The organism is Dyella japonica (assembly GCF_040545895.1).
Classification (GTDB): domain Bacteria; phylum Pseudomonadota; class Gammaproteobacteria; order Xanthomonadales; family Rhodanobacteraceae; genus Dyella; species Dyella japonica_D.
In genome coordinates this window covers 136,738-156,828 of record NZ_JBEPMU010000007.1, presented here as the reverse complement: position 1 = coordinate 156,828, position 20,091 = coordinate 136,738, and the positions used below count along the sequence as shown (strand labels likewise).

21 protein-coding genes are annotated in these 20,091 nt (G+C 63.7%); 11 read left to right on the top strand and 10 right to left on the bottom strand.

Annotated features, from left to right (window positions below):
* Positions 1–15 precede the first annotated feature (15 nt).
* Positions 16–369 carry a hypothetical protein gene (locus tag ABIC75_RS21425; RefSeq protein ID WP_354015928.1) on the bottom strand — a complete coding sequence of 118 codons (354 nt, stop codon included), beginning with the start codon at positions 367–369 and terminating at the stop codon, positions 16–18.
* Between the two features lie 234 nt (positions 370–603).
* Here ABIC75_RS21425 and ABIC75_RS21420 point away from each other — a divergent pair, with 234 nt between their 5' ends.
* Positions 604–1,656, top strand: coding sequence for an alpha/beta fold hydrolase (locus tag ABIC75_RS21420; RefSeq protein ID WP_354015927.1), 1,053 nt, complete (start codon positions 604–606; stop codon positions 1,654–1,656).
* Between the two features lie 97 nt (positions 1,657–1,753).
* Here the strand turns inward: ABIC75_RS21420 and ABIC75_RS21415 are convergent, their stop codons facing one another.
* Entirely contained in the window at positions 1,754–2,581 is an 828-nt protein-coding gene (locus ABIC75_RS21415) for a transporter (RefSeq protein WP_354015926.1), read from the bottom strand.
* Between the two features lie 155 nt (positions 2,582–2,736).
* Positions 2,737–3,723: a DUF4331 family protein gene (locus ABIC75_RS21410; protein ID WP_354015925.1), complete on the bottom strand. Its 987-nt coding sequence runs from the start codon at positions 3,721–3,723 to the stop codon at positions 2,737–2,739.
* Between the two features lie 352 nt (positions 3,724–4,075).
* Between ABIC75_RS21410 and ABIC75_RS21405 the strand changes: the two genes are divergently transcribed.
* The 7 genes from ABIC75_RS21405 to ABIC75_RS21375 all read left to right on the top strand — a co-directional run bounded on the left by ABIC75_RS21405 (position 4,076) and on the right by ABIC75_RS21375 (position 11,384).
* Positions 4,076–4,426, top strand: a complete 351-nt coding sequence (locus ABIC75_RS21405) for a DUF4242 domain-containing protein (protein ID WP_354015924.1) — start codon at positions 4,076–4,078, stop codon at positions 4,424–4,426.
* Between the two features lie 75 nt (positions 4,427–4,501).
* The gene (locus ABIC75_RS21400) at positions 4,502–7,087 is read left to right on the top strand and encodes an ATP-binding protein (RefSeq protein WP_354015923.1); all 2,586 of its coding nucleotides are present in this window, start codon (positions 4,502–4,504) and stop codon (positions 7,085–7,087) included.
* Between the two features lie 101 nt (positions 7,088–7,188).
* Complete coding sequence (locus ABIC75_RS21395) at positions 7,189–7,380, top strand: DUF1737 domain-containing protein (protein WP_354015922.1); 192 nt, start codon at positions 7,189–7,191, stop codon at positions 7,378–7,380.
* A gap of 431 nt (positions 7,381–7,811) precedes the next feature.
* The gene (gene motA, locus ABIC75_RS21390) at positions 7,812–8,681 is read left to right on the top strand and encodes a flagellar motor stator protein MotA (protein WP_354015921.1); all 870 of its coding nucleotides are present in this window, start codon (positions 7,812–7,814) and stop codon (positions 8,679–8,681) included.
* Positions 8,678–9,712, top strand: a complete 1,035-nt coding sequence (motB, locus tag ABIC75_RS21385; RefSeq protein ID WP_354015920.1) for a flagellar motor protein MotB — start codon at positions 8,678–8,680, stop codon at positions 9,710–9,712. Before motA ends, motB begins: the two co-directional genes overlap by 4 nt.
* A 117-nt stretch (positions 9,713–9,829) precedes the next feature.
* A complete protein-coding gene (locus ABIC75_RS21380; protein WP_354015919.1) occupies positions 9,830–10,069 on the top strand; it encodes a hypothetical protein in 240 nt (79 codons plus the stop codon).
* Positions 10,070–10,220: 151 nt separating this feature from the next.
* Complete coding sequence (locus ABIC75_RS21375; protein WP_354015918.1) at positions 10,221–11,384, top strand: M23 family metallopeptidase; 1,164 nt, start codon at positions 10,221–10,223, stop codon at positions 11,382–11,384.
* 50 nt (positions 11,385–11,434) lie between these two features.
* On the opposite strand, the gene msrA is transcribed toward ABIC75_RS21375, so the two are convergent.
* Complete coding sequence (msrA, locus tag ABIC75_RS21370; protein ID WP_354015917.1) at positions 11,435–11,944, bottom strand: peptide-methionine (S)-S-oxide reductase MsrA; 510 nt, start codon at positions 11,942–11,944, stop codon at positions 11,435–11,437.
* A 301-nt stretch (positions 11,945–12,245) separates the two neighbouring features.
* On the opposite strand from msrA, the gene ABIC75_RS21365 reads away from it, so the two are divergent.
* Together ABIC75_RS21365 and ABIC75_RS21360 are read left to right on the top strand one after the other, a co-directional pair.
* Positions 12,246–12,818 carry a hypothetical protein gene (locus ABIC75_RS21365; protein WP_354015916.1) on the top strand — a complete coding sequence of 191 codons (573 nt, stop codon included), beginning with the start codon at positions 12,246–12,248 and terminating at the stop codon, positions 12,816–12,818.
* 526 nt (positions 12,819–13,344) lie between these two features.
* Positions 13,345–14,724 (top strand): Hsp70 family protein, encoded by a 1,380-nt coding sequence (locus tag ABIC75_RS21360; protein WP_354015915.1) that lies wholly within the window; start codon positions 13,345–13,347, stop codon positions 14,722–14,724.
* A 128-nt stretch (positions 14,725–14,852) separates the two neighbouring features.
* On the opposite strand, the gene ABIC75_RS21355 is transcribed toward ABIC75_RS21360, so the two are convergent.
* The 3 genes from ABIC75_RS21355 to ABIC75_RS21345 form a co-directional block, all read right to left on the bottom strand.
* Positions 14,853–15,983 carry an SRPBCC domain-containing protein gene (locus ABIC75_RS21355; protein WP_354015914.1) on the bottom strand — a complete coding sequence of 377 codons (1,131 nt, stop codon included), beginning with the start codon at positions 15,981–15,983 and terminating at the stop codon, positions 14,853–14,855.
* A complete protein-coding gene (locus ABIC75_RS21350; protein WP_354015913.1) occupies positions 15,980–16,363 on the bottom strand; it encodes an ArsR/SmtB family transcription factor in 384 nt (127 codons plus the stop codon). Before ABIC75_RS21350 ends, ABIC75_RS21355 begins: the two co-directional genes overlap by 4 nt.
* A gap of 133 nt (positions 16,364–16,496) precedes the next feature.
* Positions 16,497–17,825, bottom strand: coding sequence for a hypothetical protein (locus ABIC75_RS21345; protein WP_354015912.1), 1,329 nt, complete (start codon positions 17,823–17,825; stop codon positions 16,497–16,499).
* A 205-nt stretch (positions 17,826–18,030) separates the two neighbouring features.
* Here ABIC75_RS21345 and ABIC75_RS21340 point away from each other — a divergent pair, with 205 nt between their 5' ends.
* Positions 18,031–18,366 carry a hypothetical protein gene (locus ABIC75_RS21340; RefSeq protein WP_354015911.1) on the top strand — a complete coding sequence of 112 codons (336 nt, stop codon included), beginning with the start codon at positions 18,031–18,033 and terminating at the stop codon, positions 18,364–18,366.
* A gap of 4 nt (positions 18,367–18,370) precedes the next feature.
* On the opposite strand, the gene ABIC75_RS21335 is transcribed toward ABIC75_RS21340, so the two are convergent.
* The 3 genes from ABIC75_RS21335 to ABIC75_RS21325 form a co-directional block, all read right to left on the bottom strand.
* On the bottom strand, positions 18,371–18,520 hold the full coding sequence (locus ABIC75_RS21335; protein ID WP_354015910.1) for a hypothetical protein: 150 nt from the start codon (positions 18,518–18,520) through the stop codon (positions 18,371–18,373).
* A 175-nt stretch (positions 18,521–18,695) separates the two neighbouring features.
* A complete protein-coding gene (locus ABIC75_RS21330) occupies positions 18,696–19,364 on the bottom strand; it encodes a glutathione S-transferase family protein (protein ID WP_354015909.1) in 669 nt (222 codons plus the stop codon).
* 118 nt (positions 19,365–19,482) lie between these two features.
* Positions 19,483–20,082 carry a 2'-5' RNA ligase family protein gene (locus ABIC75_RS21325; protein WP_354015908.1) on the bottom strand — a complete coding sequence of 200 codons (600 nt, stop codon included), beginning with the start codon at positions 20,080–20,082 and terminating at the stop codon, positions 19,483–19,485.
* Positions 20,083–20,091 lie beyond the last annotated feature (9 nt).

The following is a 20,091-nucleotide window of genomic DNA, read 5'->3' as shown; positions in this document are numbered from 1 at the left end:
GCGCGAGCCGCCGCTTTATTCGCGGAAAGAACCTCTCATCGCCTCGCGCATATTCCGCCCTAGCGCCACCGTCTTGCGCATCACGGTGCCCAGGGCGCCGTCCGATGCGTAGGCCGTGCGAAGAAAGTCCATCAGCTGGTCGCGGCAAAGCACCAGGGCGACCAACAGCTGCACTTCCAACAGCATGAGAAACACGTCGATGCCCACGGAGTCGATGAACAGTGCGGTGGGCGCGGTTTCGGGCTGGCACAGCAACATCAGCACCACGGTGGCGGTGATCACGCCAATCAGCCACTTGCGCACATCCTTGCGTCGCCACTCGGCAGCCAGCGCTTCGGGCGTAAACCACTGCGGATCCAGCCAGGCCATCTCCCCTCCTTCTCGTCGGCCAACAATGCCAACGCACCCTGTCGCGCCCTTCCTATGGAGGCGCATTGGCGGAAACAAAAGGGCGGACCGCGAAGGACCGACCACGATTTGTATCGTCATGTATCCGCCCGATTCGCTGATACACGAGCTTTCAATTCCGGGACGTCTCCACACAAAGGAGACACGTCGAAATGGTCTTCTACGGAGGTCCACCCACCAGCCAGGAGATGCACCATGTCGGACCCGATCAACCAGCAGCGCCGTTCCTTCCTTGGCGCAACAGCCCTGGGGCTCGCCGTGGCGCCGTTCGGCCTGGCGACGCTAGCCCACGCCCAGACGACCCAACCGGCAGCTTCCACCGAGAAACGCGTAGCCGTGGGCGGCCATACCTCCTTCAAGCCGCTCAAGCACGTGAAGGCCGGCGTGCTCGACGTGGCCTACGCCGAAGATGGTCCGGCGAACGGCAAGCCGGTGTTGTTGCTGCATGGCTGGCCGTACGACATCTACAGCTTCGTGGACGTGGCGCCCCTGCTCGCCGCCGCCGGCTATCGCGTGATCATTCCCTACCTGCGCGGCTATGGCGACACGCGCTTCCTCTCGGCAGACACCAAGCGCAACGGCCAGCAGGCCGCACTCGCTGTGGACGCCATCGCGCTGCTCGATGCACTGAAGATCGACAAGGCCGTCGTCGCCGGCTTCGACTGGGGCGCACGCACCGCCGACATCCTGGCCGCGCTGTGGCCGGAACGCTGCAAGGCGCTGGTCTCGGTGAGCGGTTACCTGATCGGGAGCCAGGAAGCGAATCGCGCGCCGCTGCCGCCAAAAGCCGAGCTGCAATGGTGGTACCAGTTCTACTTCGCCACCGAACGCGGCGAAGCCGGCTACGCGAAGTACACGCACGATTTCGCTCGCCTGATCTGGGAACTCGCCTCGCCACAATGGGGCTTCGACGACGCCACCTTCGCGCGCTCCGCCGCGGCGCTGGACAACCCCGACCAGGTCGCCGTGGCCATCCACAATTACCGTTGGCGCCTGGGCCTGGCCGAGGGCGAATCGCAGTACGACGCGCTGGAAAAAAAGCTCGCCGCCTTGCCGAGCATCGGCGTGCCCACCATCACATTGGAAGGCGATGCCAACGGCGCGCCGCATCCGGAACCCGGCGCCTATGCCAAACGCTTCACCGGCAAGTACGAGCATCGCCTGGTGACCGGCGGCATCGGCCACAACCTGCCACAGGAAGCGCCGGAGGCATTCGCCAAGGCCGTGATCGACGTCGACCGGTTCTGAGGCCTTCGCAGCTAGCGATGGCGAGGCGTGGCAAGGCACACACTGCACGCGCCCGCCATCCACATGCGGCACGAGCACCGTGCTGTCGAAGAAGTATCTATTTCGGAAACAGCAACGTGATCACCGCGCGATAACCCCATCCATGCGGACTGGTCGCGCTGCTGGCTGCCCAATAACGCACGCCTGCGGTGAAGCTCACCGGCACCTTGCCCACCTTGGTGAGCTTGGCCACCGTGAGGTTCACCGGCACCGCCGCCTGGTGCGCGTGCCAGTCGTAGGTGGACTCGGCGTTGATGCCATACGTCCATGCCGTGGGCGTGGTGTAGGAAAGAAAGGGTTGCAGGAACAGGCTGCTCAAGGGCGCGCGATCGCGGTTGTTCTTCACGCTGGCGACGGACCATATCTGGTTCGTGAGAAAGCCATAGGTGAAGCCATGCGATTGCTTGAGCACGACCACCGTGGGGCCTAGCCCCCACTTCTTCGCGCCCAGCAGATCGTCCGTCGCCATCGGCAACAGGAAGGCCGGACCCGCGCCCCAGATGATGCCACCGGGGCCGGGTGCGTTGGGCGAGAAGAACAGGCTTTGCGTGATGTCGCCGATGCCCGACTGGCTTCCCGAGCCTGGTGAAATATCCGCCTGCGACGTTACCGGAAGGATCGTGCGCGAAATCATGTTCCAGTCGTCGCTGATGGTAATGGGTACCACCGGCTGCACGTTCATGGTGAGCCGATGGCCACGCTCGTCCGGCCCGATCTTGCTGTCGTCGTTGAACTGGAACGGCGCGCTGATCAGCGATGCCACCGGGTTCGACAGCTTCTGGGCCAGCTCGGCGGAATCGTTGCCCGCGCCGCCATCGGTCGCCGATTGCGCGCGGGCAGCAAGAGAAAGCAGCCAGCATGCCGACAGCAGCATTCGAAATCGCATGCGCATTTCCGCTCCGTGGCACACCCCGTCCACTCTCCATCGCCCATGGCGAGAAGTACATGCGAAGAACTACGTGGCAGGCCACCGTGTTCTTACTTACGTGTCGACGAAAGAGCCCGCATCGATGGTGGAATCATCGGTGGCGCAACCCGGCACTACGCTTCGGTTCGAATCCGGTGCGGCGGACCCAGATAGGGAAATTCCACGAGCAGATCCGTATGTGGGCCCACCCTGTCGGTGGGTACCTTGCCGTTGGTGATCAGGGGAAGGAACACATCCATCACGTCGTCGGTCAGCGTCCGTCCATTGGCCGGATACGATGCCGGCTGCCGCGGATCGTAGCGAAGCACGTCCGGCAGCAGCGATGCCGCCACCTGCTTCGCCTCTTCCGGAGAGTAGCCACCAATGTGCTCCAGCGAATGGGCGAACACCGGCACGAAGCGCGCATCGTCCGTGGGTTCGCCGGTGAGATATGCTGGTTTTTCATCGCCCGTGAGGAACACGCCTTGCGATGGCCGCGCCGCGCGATCGGCCTGCACCCAACGCCCATCCACTTTTTCCAGCGTGCGATGCCACAAGCTCATGGCGCCCGTTCCCAAGGCCGCGTTGGGTATGTCGAGCACGATGCTGCACACGTCGCCCTTCGTGAAGAAATCGGCTCCGGTGAACTGCAGGTTGTTCACCGCGCCCAAGGTGTCGAAGAAGAACGGATCGCTGCGCCAGCCCGCGAAGAAACGATGGTCACCCGCTTCCGTCACCCGTGCGCTGGGGCCGGTGGACACCGGCGCCTGATCGATGATGACTTTGCCGCCTTCGCCCATGCCCGCCGCCTGCGCGCCTTCGAGCCGCGTCAGCGTGGCGTTCAACGCCCAGCCTTTGGCCGATGAAAAGCGGATCTGGTACGAGATGTTGGCGACCGCATCACCATCGGTATCGATCTTGAGTTCGTAGATCGCGTCGGCCGAGAACGGTTCGTCCGTGGTGGGCCCTGGCGGAACCAGGCTCACGCCGGGATGCACGTTCATCACCACGATCGATCGGTCGGTGCTCCCGGGCTTGGGGAAGGCATACAGATCGGTAAGGTTGAGACGGGCATCGCCGTGTGGAAATCCAAAATCAGGGCCCGCGTAATGATGCGACATGGTCGCGCTCCTTCTCGTCGTTGCATCGGACAGCTATGCCCATGACAGCCAGTCAGGCTGGTCGAACGGATCACTGCCGCGGCAGCGAATCACTGGCAAGCTGCGCCGTATGCCGCGCCACCGCAATTGTGCCGAGGTATCGATGCAATCCATGTCGCAACGTTGGATGCGACACGCGCATGTACGCCGTCAACCGTTTCATCGTTGCAACACACCCTCGATGCAAGCCCCGGAAAAATGAGGGAACGCACGCTGCAAACTGGGGGAAAGCCCCGATGTCGCCCCGCAGGCGCCTGCGTAGCCTGTGCTTGCAGTTCAAACACGAGCTGCCACGTCCTACGAGGAGACTGTCATGCCGCGCTATATCGTTGAACGCCAATTCCCGAATGGCCTTTCCCTGCCCACCAACGCCAGTGGCGCCGCCAAATGCGTTGAAATCGTGAACACCAACGCCGAAGAAGGCGTGACCTGGCTGCATTCGTACGTGAGCGAAGACAAGACGAAGACGTACTGCGTCTACGACGCGCCCACGCCCGAAGCCATCCGCCAGGTCGCGCGCCGCAACGATCTGCCGGTGGAACAGATCACCGAAATCTCCGTACTCAATCCCTATTTCTATTTGAGTATGGCGGGAGCCAGTCGTGCATCGGCGAGCCGAACGGTTTATAGAGCACCGTGGCGTCCGTTTCGTTACTTCCTCTAACGGAGCGCTGAGACGCCAGGTTGCCGCCCTTCCCCGGGGCAAGGCACATGTCGGACACGCGTTGAGGGTGGAAGTTTGGAACTGGTCGAGCGTGACTATGCCCTGCAGCGTCTTCGCGACGCACGCGCACTCGCGCAGCAGGGCACCGGCCGCACCGCGCTGGTCTATGGCGAGGCGGGCATCGGGAAGACATCGCTCGTGCGATGCCTGGCCTTCGAACATAGCGAAGGCCGCGTGCTGGTCGGCGGGTGCGAGGCGCTGTTCTCGCCCCGCCCGCTGGGGCCCTTCTACGACATCGCCGATGCCTTCACCACGCGGACGAGAAACCTGCTCGGCCGCGAAGGTCGCCGCGCGGAACTCTTCGCCTCCTTGCTGACGGATCTCCAGGAGCTCGATGGTACGACCCTGCTCGTGCTCGAGGATCTTCATTGGGCCGATGCCGCCACACTGGACCTGGTGAAGTACCTGGCCCGCCGCATCGAGCGCGTCCGTGCCTTGCTGGTGCTGACGTATCGCGACGACGAACTCGATGCGAGACATCCGCTGCGATTGCTGTGCGGCGACCTGCCCAGCGATGTCGCCGTACGCGTGCCACTGCTTCCGCTCACGGAAACCGCCGTGGCGAACATGGCCCGGCAAACGGGTCGCTCATCGGAAGGCCTGTTCGCCGCCACCGGCGGCAATCCCTTCTTCGTCACCGAGGCACTCTCGGGGGAAGGCTTGCCTGCATCGGTGCGCGACGCCGTGCTGGCGCGCGCGGGACGACAGACACCCGCCGTGCGCGAACTGCTCGATCTGGCGGCCGTCGTGCCGGCGCGCATCGACGTATCGCTGGTGCAGGCGCTGCTCTCTCCACGCGACGAAGACGTGGCCGCCGCGCTCGCCTCCGGGCTGCTGTTTGCGCAAGACGGCACCTATGCCTACCGCCACGAACTGGCACGCATCTCGATGGAGCAGGCGCTGCCCGCACCGGTCGCGTCCGCATTGCATGCACGCCTGCTGGGCCATCTCGAATCACTGGGCGACAAGATACCGATGGCGCGACTGGTGCATCACGCGGCTGGCGCGGGCGATTGCACTTCCGTCATGAAATACGCACCCAAGGCGGCCGCCGATGCCGCCGCCCACGGCGCGCATTGCGATGCCGCGTGGCTGTACGGCAAGGCGCTAGCGCATGCCGGCGATCTGCCCGACGCCGCTCGCGCGGATCTGCTGGAACGTTATGCGTACCAGTGCTATCTCACCAGCCAGATCGACACAGCGATTGCATCGTGCCAGTCGGCGCTGGCGATCTGGCGCAAGCTCGAGGACAAACGCCAGGAAGGCCACCTGCTTCGCTGGTTGTCGCGCCTGCATTGGTTCATCGGGCGCAACAGCGAAGCGGACGCGTATGGGAACCTCGCGGTGCAGTTGCTTGAATCCATCCATGCCGACGACGAACTGGCATGGGCGCTGAGCAACCGTGCGCAGATGCACATGCTGGCCGGCCGAACGGCCGAAGCGGTAACGTGGGGAACGCGTGCCATCGCGATGGCCGAGAAGCAAGGCAATACGGAAGTGCTGGCGCATGCGCTCAACAATGTGGGCACCGCGCGTTGCGTTCGCCGTCACGCCGATGGCAAGGAGATGCTCAAGCGCAGCCTGGAGATCGCCATCGCCCATGGCTACGGCGAGCACGTGGCCCGCGCGTACGCCAACCTCACCAGCAGCGCCGTGACCACGCGCGACTATCCCGAAGGACAGTGGTACATCAGCCAGGCCTCGGCTTACTTCAACGAACGCGATCTGGATTCCTGGTCGCAATACGTCGTGGCGTACCAGACACGACTGGACTTCGAACAGGGGCGCTGGGACGCCGCCGGCCAGCTCGCCAGCCAACTTCTCACGCGCTGCGACGTGACGCCGGTGGCGCGCATTCCCGCCTTGACCGTGCTCGCACGCATTCGCCTGCGCCGCGGCGATCCCGGTGGAAACGACCTGCTCGAAGAAGTGACCGAACTGGCCTGCGCCACAGGCGAACTGCAGCGTCTCGCACCCGTGGCGTCCGCGCGCGCCGAGGCCGCGTGGCTGCGCGGTGACGAGGTGGACGACGATCCCATCGTCAGTCAGACATGTCGGTTGGCCGAAGAACTCCACGATACGCGCGCCTTGGGTGAACTGTTGTTCTGGCGTCACTGGATGGGCGAGGACTGGCCGGAAACGGCCGACATCGAAGCCCCTTATGCGCTCCAGCGCAACGGCCAATGGCAGGACGCCGCGTTGGCGTGGCAAAGCGTCGGCTGTCCCTACGAGCGTGCGCTGGCACTGATGGAAGGCGACGAGTACGGCATCAACGAAGCACTGGCCACGCTGTCGGCGCTGGAGGCTTCCGCCACCATCAAGCGCTGTCGCGACACGCTCCATCGCAACGGCGTGCGGGGCATGGCACGCGGCCCGCGCGCGAGCACCAGCGCGAACCCCGCCGGCCTGACCTTGCGCGAACTGCAGATTCTCGCCCTGCTCACGCAAGGTCTGTCGAACACGGAAATCGCGGGCCGGCTTGCGCGTTCGGAGAAGACCGTGGAGCATCACGTGTCCGCGGTGTTGCGCAAACTCGATGCCCGCTCGCGTGGCGAGGCCGTTGCGCAAGCCGGCCGCCTCGGGCTGGCCCAACCGCACTGAGCAAAGCGACGCCTTCCACGTACATCGGCGTGCGATCGATGCAAGGCCGTTGATCGTTGCGCGACGCCGTCGACCTTCATTCGCGACCCGGAGCATGTTGCATGACCGAATCGTCACCACCGAACCACCTGCCGCGCTATCGCCTGCTCACGGGCAAGGATGACGCCGCGTTCTGCCAACGCGTTTCCGAAGCGCTGGAACTCGGTTACCGCTTGTACGGCTCACCCGCCGCCACGTTCAATGGCGAACATGTCGTGGTTGCGCAGGCTATTCTCTGGCCGACGAAGGAATAGCCGCCTCCGTCAGAAACACGCTTGATCCTGACACTGGATCAAGCGCTGACGAGAGCGATGGCGAAACTCACGACTGTCTGCCGCCCTGCACAGTGCGCATATCTCCGCGAGGTAAGCCGATACATGGATGGCGAGACATCGCCATTTCATCGCACGCGATTACCCCCATGCTATCGGCTGCAACCGTCGCGACTTGATAGCCCGCGATAAACCACCTGGCATGACCACCAAAACGGATGTCCAAACGCCGTACGGCCAAGGTTTGCCATGGCGATATGCCATTTGTCGCGCCACGCGTAAACCAATCATCCATGGCCTCCTGCATGCCATATCGACAGGCAGCAGCAAGGGAGGGCGTTTTCTCAATTTTCCCATCGCCAAGCCGATAAAAAACGAGCGCGGAGTGATTGGCTCCGTATCTCGGAGCGAACATGTTGGTCCTCATCGGAGCGGTGGTGGTTCTTGTGTGCGTGCTCGGCGGCTTTGTGCTGTCGCACGGACAGATTCTTGCGTTGTGGCAGCCGTACGAACTGCTGATCATCGGCGGCGGCGCGGTGGGTGCATTTCTTTCGGCCAATCCGGCCAAAGTGGTGAAGGCGGCCTTGCGTGACGCCATGGGTTTGCTGAAGGGACCGAAGTACCACAAGCAGGATTACGTCGACCTGCTCTCGATGCTCTACGACATCTTCAGCCTGATGCGCAAGGAAGGTTTGCTTGGCCTGGAGGAACACATCGAGGATCCGCAATCGAGCTCGCTGTTCTCCGCGTATCCGCGCCTGCAGCGCGAACACCACCTGATCGAGTTCACTACCGACTGCCTGCGCCTGATGGTGGGTGGCAGCATGAATCCCATCGAGCTGGAACAGCTGCTCGAAGTGGAACTGGAAACGCATCACCACGAGGCCGTCGCGCCAGCGCTGGCAGTGACCAAGCTGGCCGATGCGCTGCCTGGCTTCGGCATCGTGGCGGCGGTGCTCGGCATCGTCACCACCATGGGCCAGCTCGATGGCGACACCTCGCGCATCGGCATGCACATTGCCGGTGCGCTGGTGGGTACGTTCCTCGGCATCCTGCTTTGCTACGGCTTCATCGGCCCGCTCGGTGCGGCCATGGAGAACCGCGTGCAGGAAGACGGCAAGGCGTTCGAGTGCGTGAAGATCGCCCTGCTCGCCAACCTGCGCGGCTACAACCCGAAGGTGGCAGTGGAGTTCGCGCGCAAGTCGCTGGGCACGCATACGCGGCCCGGCTTCCAGGATCTGGAGGATCACCTCAAGTCGCCACGCGCAAAGGCGGCAACGTGAGCGAGCAAGGCGAGCCCACACCCATCGTGATACGCCGCATCAAGCGGCGCGGGCACGGCCACCATGGCGGTGCCTGGAAAGTGGCCTATGCGGACTTCGTCACCGCGATGATGGCCTTCTTTCTCGTCATGTGGCTGATCGGCGCAGGCACGCGCGAGCAACGCGCGGCCATCTCGGAATACTTCAAGAACCCGAGCATGGCGCAAGGCACCGCCACGATGGCGCCGCCGGGTCGCATGGGTCCGGGTGGCGCCAGCACCAGCATGATCAAGATGGGCGGCGCGATGGATATGCCGCGCGGCCCGGGGCATGATCGCCTGGGCGCTGCAGCCGCCAGCACCGATCCCAAGGAGATCGAAAAAGAAGCGCGCAAGCAGGAGCGCGCGCGGCTGGAAGATCTCATGCAGCAACTGCAGGCGGCGATCGAGAAGAGCCAGGCACTTGCGCCGTTCAAGGATCAGCTGCTGCTGGACATCACGCCCGAAGGCCTGCGCATCCAGATCGTGGACAAGCAGAACCGTCCCATGTTCGACCTGGGCAGCGCGCAGTTGCGGCCGTACACCACGACGATCCTGCAAGAGCTCGCGGGCTTCATCAATCGCGTGCCCAATCGCATCAGCCTCTCCGGCCACACCGATGACGCGCCTTACACGAGCGATCATCACTACAGCAACTGGGAACTGTCCGCCGATCGCGCCAACGCGGCACGCCGCGCGTTGCTCTCCGGTGGCCTCGCCGAAGACAAGATCGCTCGCGTGGTGGGGCTGGCCGCTTCAGTACCGTTTGACCGCGCCAATCCCGGCGACCCGGTCAATCGCCGCATCAGCATCATCGTGATGAATCGTCAGGCGGAGGCCACATCTCTCTCGCAGGAAAGCGGCATCGTCGAGGACAAGGCAACCACGGCGCTGCTCCCCACCGTCGCGCACATCGCACCTGCTACGCCGGCCATCATCGCTGTCTCCGCCGCGGCGACGGAAGATGGCAGCACTGGCGACAGCACCGCGCCGGTTCGTCCCAACTCGCCCTGACCTGTCCGAGTTGTCCGCTGCCGTGTCCGCGGACACGCTGTGTCATCGGCCAATGGCGGAGTACCGCGGATGGATCGCCTTTTGCTTGCCTAAGGCAAACACCAGGAGAGGTGGCCCGTGGCCACGACCGCGAGGAAGCTGAGGCAGACACCGCTGCGCGAAGGCGTCACGCCGTTCGACCGCCTTCCGTGGGGACTGCAGGGTTTTGTCGTCGATTTTCTGCGTTGCCACCAATGCGAGGTGACGCCGGCAAACTGCCAGGCGGTGGCCGATGCCGTGGAGCAACGACTGAAACGCGGACCGTTGTGTCGCGCCCAGCTCTTGGTGCGGCTTGAAGACGACGTCTTCTTCGATTGACGGTTGCGCTGCACATTCGGCTCCGAACCAATGACCCATTGCGGCCTGCGCAAGTCACCGGCAAGCTGGTGGCCTCGTTTGCATGCATCGATAGCCAACAGGCAAACGGTTCTCGCATCGCTCAACGTGCCTGCCAGGGAATGACCAACGAATGATTCGCAACGCAGCGGTGGCGCTTCTGTTTGCCTTGTCCTTCATGCCTTCGGCATATGCCGAGGAAACCTGGGCGCCGGTGGAAGCGCGCGTGCCGTTCGCACCCAGCGCCTTCGTGGGCAGCGACGGCCTGACACATCTGGCCTACGAGCTGCACGTCACCAACTTCTATGGCGACTCCGGTGCGCTCAAGCCACAAGGTTTGAAAGTGTTCGGTGACGATGCCGCCTTGCCGCTGCTGGTGCTCGATGCGAAGGCGCTCGCGACCATCGTGAAGCCTGCGCCAGCGGAGCAGAAACCCGTGGCCATCGCGCCCGGCAAGCGCGCCGTCTTCTTCGTATGGCTGACGCTGCCAGCCGGTTCGCCGGTGCCCCATCGCTTGCGTCATCGCATCGAATTCGCTGCCGACAAGCACGCGACGTCCGTGCTCGACGGCGCCACTGTGCAGGTAGGCGACGCGAAGACGCTGACCATCGGCGCGCCGCTGCGCGGTGGCCGCTGGCTGGCTCACGAAGGGCCGGGCGCCGCGCAGTCGCACCATTGGGGCAGCCTGGTGGCGGTGAATGGCGCGCTCACCATTCCGCAGCGCTATGCCCTCGACCTGGTGGGCGTCGACGAGGCGGGACACGTGATGCGCCCCGGCGTGAAGGACATCCAGAAGTCCACCTATGGCGACTGGATTGGCTACGGCGCCGATGTGCTCGCCGTGGCCGACGGCGTGGTGCGAAGCACGCGCGATGGCGAACAGGAACACCCGCCATTGAGCCCGCAACCCGAGCCCACCTCACTCACCACCAACGGCCTGTTCGGCAATTACGTGGTGCTGGAAATCGCGCCCGGCACGTTCGCGAGCTACGCGCACCTGCAGCGCGGAAGCATCAAGGTCAAACCCGGCGACCATGTGCATCGCGGGCAAGTGCTCGCGCAGCTGGGCCAATCCGGAAACTCCGCCGCGCCGCATCTGCATTTCCAGCTCTCCAACGCCGCCACGTTCGAGGGCTCGGAAGGCGTGCCTTATGCGTTCGACCGCTTCGACTACCTGGGCCCCGAATCAGAGGCGCAGCTGTTCGGGCAGGGCGAACCGTGGAAAGCTGCCACCGTCGAGCACCGTCAGGCGCAGATGCCGCTCAATGACGTGGTGATTCAATTTCCCGATTCATGACGCAGAAAAAAAGGGCGGCCACATGGGCCGCCCCTTTCGTCATGCGTTCGTTACGCCGCGCGCTTTGGCAGCTTCCAGTCCGGCCGCGGGAAGTGGCAGGTGTAGCCATTGGGAATGCGCTCCAGATAATCCTGGTGTTCCGGTTCGGCCTCCCAGAACGGGCCGGCGGGCGTGACTTCGGTGACGACCTTGCCGGGCCACAGGCCGGAGGCGTCGACGTCCGCGATGGTGTCTTCCGCCACCTTCTTCTGCTCGTCGCTGAGATAGAAGATGGCCGAGCGGTAGCTCATGCCCACGTCGTTGCCCTGACGGTTCTTCGTGCTCGGGTCGTGGATCTGGAAGAAGAACTCCAGGATCTGCCGATACGTGATCACGCTGGGATCAAACACGATCTCGATCGCCTCGGCATGCGTGCCGTGGTTGCGATACGTGGCGTTGGGCACATCGCCACCCGAATAGCCCACGCGCGTGGACACCACGCCCGGATAACGCCGCAGCAGATCCTGCATGCCCCAGAAGCAGCCGCCAGCCAGGATCGCCGTTTCGGTTTTCGTGCTCATGTATTGGTCCTTCCCATCAGTTGAGAGTGGCGCGTTGCGGGGTTGGTGTGCCGGGCGATGAATTCACGCCCCATCTTCTCTACGGAGTGAACATCCGGCATACGGCGTCCAGCGTCGAAGCTCCCCAACGCAACTGTGCTCGATGTGGTGCCGGGAGCCACCATTCTCAAGCCATTCGGCGCTGGAAACAGCTGTTTTCCGCAGAAGACGACCGAAAACTGATCACCGGGCACACCTGATACATTCGCTCCAGCGACCGCCAAAGTTACTCTCCGAATAGCCAAGCGAGGGGGACAGCATCGTGCCCACCACCCTGGAAAAACACGTCGTGGCCACTCGCCTGCTCGACCGGGCCATCCGGATGTACTTCGACGGCGAAGATGCGCTTTTCACACTGAGCCTGGCCCACCCGGCGCATCTCATCCTGAAGGACCTGGCCGAGCGGAAGTTCCCCGGGCAAAGCGCCATGCGGCAGGTGCATGACGGGCTCGTCGCCGAAGGAAAGACCTTCACCGAGGATGGACTCGCCGTCGATCAGTTCAAGGACTTCCTGAACTTCCTGCACAAGGTGCCGAACGCCGCCAAGCATGCTGACCGTGGGCAAGAGACGCATGTGACCTATGACGACGAAAACGCGCTCGCCATCATGAACGTCGCGTGCGCCCATGCGCAGCAACTGGGCCTCGACACGCAAGTGCACTTCCTCTTCAACGCCTGGCAGATCGCCATGGATGCGAGCGTCGAACCGCCGGACACCATGAAGATTTTCGCTGACGCGCTCTTCCCCGGCATTCAACATCTGTCGCACGAGGCGCAACTCGCCATGGGGCGGCAATCCCTTGCCGACGCAGCCAAGTCATCGCGACCGGAATGACTGGTGGCGACGCGTTGAAGGCAAGCGCTCAATGATCATGAGCGCACCGTAGTCCCACTCCTACGACACTAGACCTGTGCCGCATGAGGAATGGCGCATTCATGGTGCCGGGCGCACCCTTCAGCACGCTTCTTTGGAACCAACGTCCGTCACTTCTTTTGACGCACGAGAAGCCGGCGTCAGCAGATACGCGCTGATGCCCGGCCGCGACACTGCATGTGCCTATACCCGGGGGTTGGGTGCGTGCGATCGCCGCGTCGACGCCGGGTACCGCCCTTATCGCACACGGATATCAAGGAAGTTTTGCCGTCACGGAGGTCAGCCATGCGGCGCGTGCACCGCATGGCTTGGCACCATCGCGCAAGCGATCAACGCGTGCCGGTCACCGCCAGCTCGTACTCCTGGGCGCCAAAACTGTCGAGCTCGCGTCCTTGCCCGATGACGCCGACCGCCTCGTGCCACGTGAGACGGGCGCGCACGCGCGGGACCTGAGATAATGAGCGATTGCCCTCAAGCGCAGCCTCTCATGCACATCGGCATCGACTTCGGCACCAGCTATTCGGCCGCCGCGGCCATCATCGGCGGCAAGCTCACCCTCGTACGCTTCGGCGACGCGGAGCAGTTCCGCACGGCCGTGTACTTTCCCGAGCTGGTGCCCGACCCGAACGACTTCGAACTCACGCCTGAACTGGAAGCGCAGATGGAAGCGCACATGCGTTCGGCTCGCCTCGCACTGCGCCGGCAGGCCGGGGCCGGCAGCGAAGTGTCGCGTTCGGATGAGGAACTGCGCCGCGATGCCTTGCGCGTGGTGCGTCGCCAGTGGATGGAAGAACAGGCGCGCGCCGCCACGGCCTCGGTGGCCAGCTTCCAGCATGCGCTGTTCGGCGAAGATGCGGTGGAAGGCTACCTGGAAAGCGGCGGCGGCAATCTCATCGAATCGCCCAAGTCGATGTTCGGCTACCGCCTGGACCCGCAGGTGCGCAAGGTCATCGTGCACATCGCCACGCACATCCTCGAACACATCCGCCTCACCGCGAGCCGCCAGTTCGGCGAACCCGTGCGCGGCGCGGTGATCGGGCGACCGGTGGAATTCCGCAGCTCGATGGGCGCGGCCGGTTCGGAACAGGCCATGGAGATCCTGCGCGAGGCAGCGGCGGCAGCGGGCTTCGACGACGTGAGTTTCCTCGAGGAACCTGCGGCCGCGGCGATGCACTACCACAAGAGCCTCGACGACCGACAGCACGCGTTGATCGTGGACATCGGCGGCGGCACCACCGACGTGACGCACGCGGAACTCGGCGGCAACGACTCGCCGTTCATCGCACGCAACTGGGGCCTGCCCAAGGGCGGCACGGACCTGGACGTGGGCATCAGCCTGCACAGCTTCATGCCGCTGATGGGCAAGGACATCGTGCGCATACCGCAGCATCAGTTCGTGGAAGCAGCGAGCGTGCACAACCTGCCCAAGCAGCGCGAGTTCCGCAAGCAGAACTACCGCCTCGTCGCGGCACCTTACGGCCCGCGCCTGCGCGCCCTGCAGGAACTGGGCGCCACCACGCGCCTCAATCAGACGGCCGAACGCACGAAGATCACGCTGAGCAGCGAAACCCGCTATGGCGCCCCGCTCGATTTCATCGAGCCCGGCCTCGTGGTGGACGCCACGCGCAGCGATCTGGACGCCGCCATCGAACCCTTCCTCAGCCAACTGGAACGCACCCTCACCACCGTGCGCGACGACCTCGCTGCCCTGCCCGCCAGCGTGTTCCTCACCGGCGGCACCTCGCGCTCACCGCAGGTGAAGGCGCGCGTGCAGGCGTGTTTTCCCGAGGTGCCGCTGGTGCATGGCGATCCGTCGCTGGGCGTGGTGTCGGGGTTGGCGGTGGCGGCGAGTGAAGTGCCCGCCTGACAACGCGGGATAACCTAACCTGTGCGCGAACGGCGCCAGCCCGACCTGCCGCAACAGTTCACGCGCCAGGCCTGGATGGAGCAACGCGCAGGCATGCGTTGCTCCATCGTCATCATGATCCCGGTTCGTTACGCTGCATTCGCCTTACGCAGCGGCGTGACGTTGGAAGCATCGCCCTTGCCTTCCAGGTCGGGCTCCGCCGAGATGAAACTGGGCCGAGCCTGCATCACCTTCATCGCACGCTGCACGTTGGCGTACTTTGCGAGCAACCCCGGGCCTTCCGGCATCTGCGACAGCGAGTAGAGCAGCGGCGCGGCGAGATAGTCCGCGATGCAGGGGGCGTTGCCGACGAGGTAGTCGCGCTTGCCGTAGCCCGCATCCAGCGTGGCCAGCACGCGATCGATATCGGGCACGGCGGCATCGATGATCGCGCGATCCGGCTCCGGCCCCACCGGGAACATGTACTGCAGGATCAAGCGATTGACGATGGCATCGTAGCCGTAGTCGTCCAGCACGCTGTACCACTGCTCCGCCCTGGCGCGCGAGGTGACGCCGCTGGTCGGCAGCAGATCCGGACCGTCGAAGGCTTCGTCGATATAACGAAGAATGGCGCGCGTTTCGTAGAACTGCAGTGGGCCGTCATACATGGCCGGGATGCGACCAAACGGATGGATCGCATCGACCTGGGGCGAATGCGGCGCCTCCGGCTTGAGTACGTAGGCCACGCCCTTCTCTGCCAGCGCGATGCGCACGGCACGCACGTATGGGCTGATCGGGTTGCCCACCACGACCACGGAGCCGGCCGAACCATCGGGATCGAGGTAGTCCGACAGGCGATTGAAGACGGACGTCCAACCCTGGTTGTGATCGTCGCGCACGGCGGGATCGGGGAAGCCGGTGTGACGCATATGCAGTTGCGTGCCACCGTCTTTCTCCGTGAGCGTGACCTCGATGAGCGTGGTGCGTGCCGAAATGTCACCCTCGCCATCCCATGCCCAGGTATAGGCGAGGAACGATGGCCGCTCGATCACCTGATACGTGCCACTCGAGCCGTGCACGGTGCCATCCTTCTTCACCATGGTGACGCGGTAGTGGCCGCCGACGCGCGCATCGGTCGCCGCGCTCCCCACGTGCAGGCCACGCGGGCAATGCCACGCGGCGAGCGCAGCCTCGTTGGTGAATGCATCGAATACCTTCTCCCGCGGCGCGCGGATGAAGCGGGTCATTTCCAGCTCGAACGTTGCGGCTTGGGTGCTCATGGCTTTTTCCTCGGTACGCGTGGGGCGCCGTTGCCACGCTTCTTCGCATCGGCGCGATGGGTCTGTTCGACAAACTCGACCAGTCGATCCAGGCTCTCTTCCCAATGACGGCGATAGGCTTCCAGCCAGTCGTGTGCGTCGTGCATGGGTTCGGCCCGGAGACGGCAAATACGCCAGCGGGCGTCCACTTCCCGCTCGATCAACCCCGCGCCCTCCAGCACGCGCAGGTGCTTGGAAATGGCGGGCGCGGAGATCTCGAACGGTTCGCCCAACTCGCCCACCGTGGCGTCGCCCCTGGCCAGACGGGTCAGGATGGCGCGTCGCGTGGGATCGGCCAGCGCGGCGAACGTGATCGACAAGGTGTCTTGAGTATTTGCCATGGACGTCAATTAACCACTTGGTTAATCGAGAGTCAAGTGCCTATGTATCGCGACCTTGTGAAGACGCGACGACAGAGCCAGAACCAAGGAGGCGCTCGGTGGCGGCATCGACGCGCCGCCACCGCACCGAAGATCAGAACTTGTACGAGATCATCAAGCGGTTATACGTAAACGGCTCATTGCCCGGATTGAGATTGGCAATGCCGCCCACGGAACGCTCCCAGCGATCGCGCAACTGCAATCCTTTGAGCACGCTGTCCATGTTGTAGATGATGTCGAAGTACAGGTCATGGCTGTCGCCGCGCTCGAGCGACGTGTACTTGGCATATGCGGCAACCAATTGCAGCTTCTTGTCGAAGAAGTTGTATTGCGCGCGGGCCTTCCACGCATGGCCCGGACCGATTTCAACCAGGCCACGGATCATCGACGTCGTGAACAGCGGATCGGTGGCGTAGTTCACGGTGTAGGGAGAAATCAGCGCGCCATTACCCACCGCGCCGGATTCGCCCTCGAGCTTGTTGTATGAAAAGTCGATGCGGCCGTCGTAGATCGACGTGCCCACATCCGCGCCCCATGCCTGCGCCTTGACGCGATCGCCAGCCACGCCCACGAGTTTCGCCTGGGTTTGCACCAGGATGTTCTCGGCGTCGCTACTGCTGTTGTTTTCAGTCAGCCCCTGCACGGCGATGAAGGGATTGAACGGCGTGCCGGTATCGAACGTGTAGCTGCCGTTGACGTAGCCCATGCGCGCGAAGCGCAGGAAGTCGTAATACCAGGCTTCAGCCTTCAGGCCACCCTGGACGTACGTCGTGCCGGCGGCCCAGGTGCCGTTCGCCTCGGGCGCGGTGAGCGGCAGCGCACCGTTGTTGCCGTACATGGAATCGCCATTGTATTTCGACGGGTAGTACAGGTTGTCGTCGTACATGCCGTTGGAGGTGCGGCTCTTCCAGCTGAAGGTGCGGATGGCGTAGATGTTCCAGTCTTTCACTGGCGTGATGTCCACCAGCGCCGCGTTGTACGACGAAGGAATCACGCGCGAATCGTTGCCGCCCATCCACGGCGTGTTGAGGTACTGGTAACCACCGCGAAAGAGGAACCAGTCTCGCTTGTATTGCAGATAGGCCTGGCTCCACGCACCCACCGAGCTGTTCGGCCCCATCAGCGACGTATCGATCTTGGCCGGGTTGTCGTCCTTGGTACCGAGCGCATTGGCCGTGACGAACGATGCGCCTATGCTGAAACCACCGAGAAAAGCGCCCGTCTGCGCATTGATCAGAGCCGCCAGCGAGAGCGCGTGCGCATCCGGCGTGGTGGGCGTGTCGTAGATTCGGTTGAAGTTGTAAAGGCGCAACTCACCATCGACATGGCCGTTGGTGAAAATGTCGTTGAAGCTGTCGCTATCGGCATGGGCGCCGGCAGCAGATACCGCCAGAGCCAGGGCAACGGCCAGTTTGCATCGCATACGTATCTCCCCACGTGAGCGTTCGGAATGTCCGGCACACGCAGCCGCCCCAGCCGGTCGGCGTGATCGCCCGAACATTGTAGTCAGTTTATGACAATTGGATGACAAGGCCGCAGGCGCCCGTTATGAGGGTTCGACATGACCTCATGGAGACAAGGTTCTGAGGTCAGCCACGCCATGTCGCAAGAATTCGCGCCGGGGTCCCATGCGCCCCACGAGAAAATTCCGCAGCGATCTTTTACGCGTTCTATATGGCGCACTCGGCCTTGCGATATCGCTTCTTTACGAGGCGACTGCCGACAATGGCGGCATGGAGACTCACTCGAATCGTTCGTTCGGCATCGGATGGCGAACGGTCGGCATCATCCTGTCGGCGCTGCACTTCGTCCTTTCACTCGTCGAATTGGTGCTGCGGCCGGACAGCGACGCGGCCATCTGGCGCGGACTCGCGCTCTCGTCGCTCTACCTGACGATATGCCTCAGCCAACGCCGTCTCTTCGTTCCTGCGAGAGCGCGCGACAACCGGCGAGGCCGCTGGTAGGAACTCACGTTGTAAGCGGATCGACGCGATCGACGTTTTCGTTGCGAGACCTGTTGATGGTGGCGATGCGCATGCGCTTGAGCGAGATCAGGAAGGCTTGCAGCCGGGAAGCCGCAGGTCGGGTGAGCGGGCAGCAACCCTGCACCTGCGGCACCGGTTGCAAACCTTCCTGATTTCCCGACGCCGCGATCAGCGGCCCGTTGGCGCAGAGGATGCGCTCTTGCAGACAACGCCGTGCGACTCGACGGGGCCAACCAACCCTCGGCGAGACGCAAACCCCCGGCGTTGTCTTCAAGAGCGCAACGGCGAGCAACGCCCGCCTGATGCCATCAGCCCAGCGTGTACGGACCGCCCCGCTCCAACGCACGCTGATAGGCCGGCCGACGCTGCACGCGTTTGACGAAAGCGGCGATGTGCGGAAGCTTGTTGCGCAAACCACTGCGCGCCATGGCCGCTTCCATCGGGAAACTCATCTGGATGTCAGCCGCACTGAATTGGCTGCCCACGAACCAACCGGTCTGCGCCAGTTCGTTGTTCACGTAGTTGAGGTGCAAGGCCAACTGCGGATCGACAAACGTCGACTGCAACTTGGCCGCAATCCGGCGCGCCACCGGCTTCGCAAAAAACGGCATCGGCGCCGTGGCAATGCGCGAGGCCACCAGCTTGAGCAGCAGCGGCGGCATGGCCGAGCCCTCCGCGTAGTGCAGCCAGTAGTTGAAACGCAGGCGCTCCGGCATACCCGGCAACGGCGCCAGCAGTCCCGTGTCATAGCGGTCGACCAGGTACTCGATGATCGCCCCCGACTCCGCGATCACCTGCCCTTCGTCCTCGACCACCGGCGACTTGCCCAGCGGATGGATGGCACGCAACTCCGGCGGCGCCAGCATCGTCTTGGGATCGCGCTCGTACTTGCGGATCTCGTAGGGCACCTCCAACTCCTCCAGCAGCCAAAGCACGCGTTGGGAGCGGGAGTTGTTGAGGTGGTGGACGGTCAGCATGGGCTACGCCTGCGCGATGGATAGCGGAGGCTAGCACGGGCCGCGCGTCAACTTTATGGACGGCTTAACACTCGCAGCGCCAGGCCAAAAGGCCGTGCCCACGCGTTGCTGGATCAGCCTACGCGGCGGCAGCCAGCGGCCATCGTTTGATCACGACGTGCTGATGCTTTCTCACGTGACTGCGGATCAGCACGAACTCGTCCACATGCCAGTCGATGGACTGGCCGGAATGTGCGGGCAGCTCCACATCATCAGCGTAGTACAGCGTCACATGAGGCGACAGCTTGCCTTTGTCCCAACCGAAGCCATGGCTGAAAAGCGCTTCGCCAATGGCGTCCTTCAACGCCTGGGCGCGGGTGCCGGTTTCCCCGTCGCTGCGCAAAACGAGACAGAGCTCCCCATAGCCCCCGGTGAATCGTTCGAAGCCCTCCAGACGCAGGCCGAATGCCGCGGCGGTCACGTCGTCACCCGCGCGCTTGAGCGACTCTTCGAAAGGAGCGCGCAGCCGCTTCAAGCTCTTGGGCGTGCACAACGTCAGATGCAGGCGATGATCTTCGACCGGCACGAGGCGCGGTGATTGTGCCTCGCGAACGGCATGGGCACGCCGTTCGCCGATCTGCTGCAGGGCGGTTCCTACCGGCATCAGCGCAAAGAAATAGTTGCACTCCGGCTCCAGGCCTTCATCGCCTGATAGCCCAAACAGATCACCGCCTGCCATCGCCCGCTC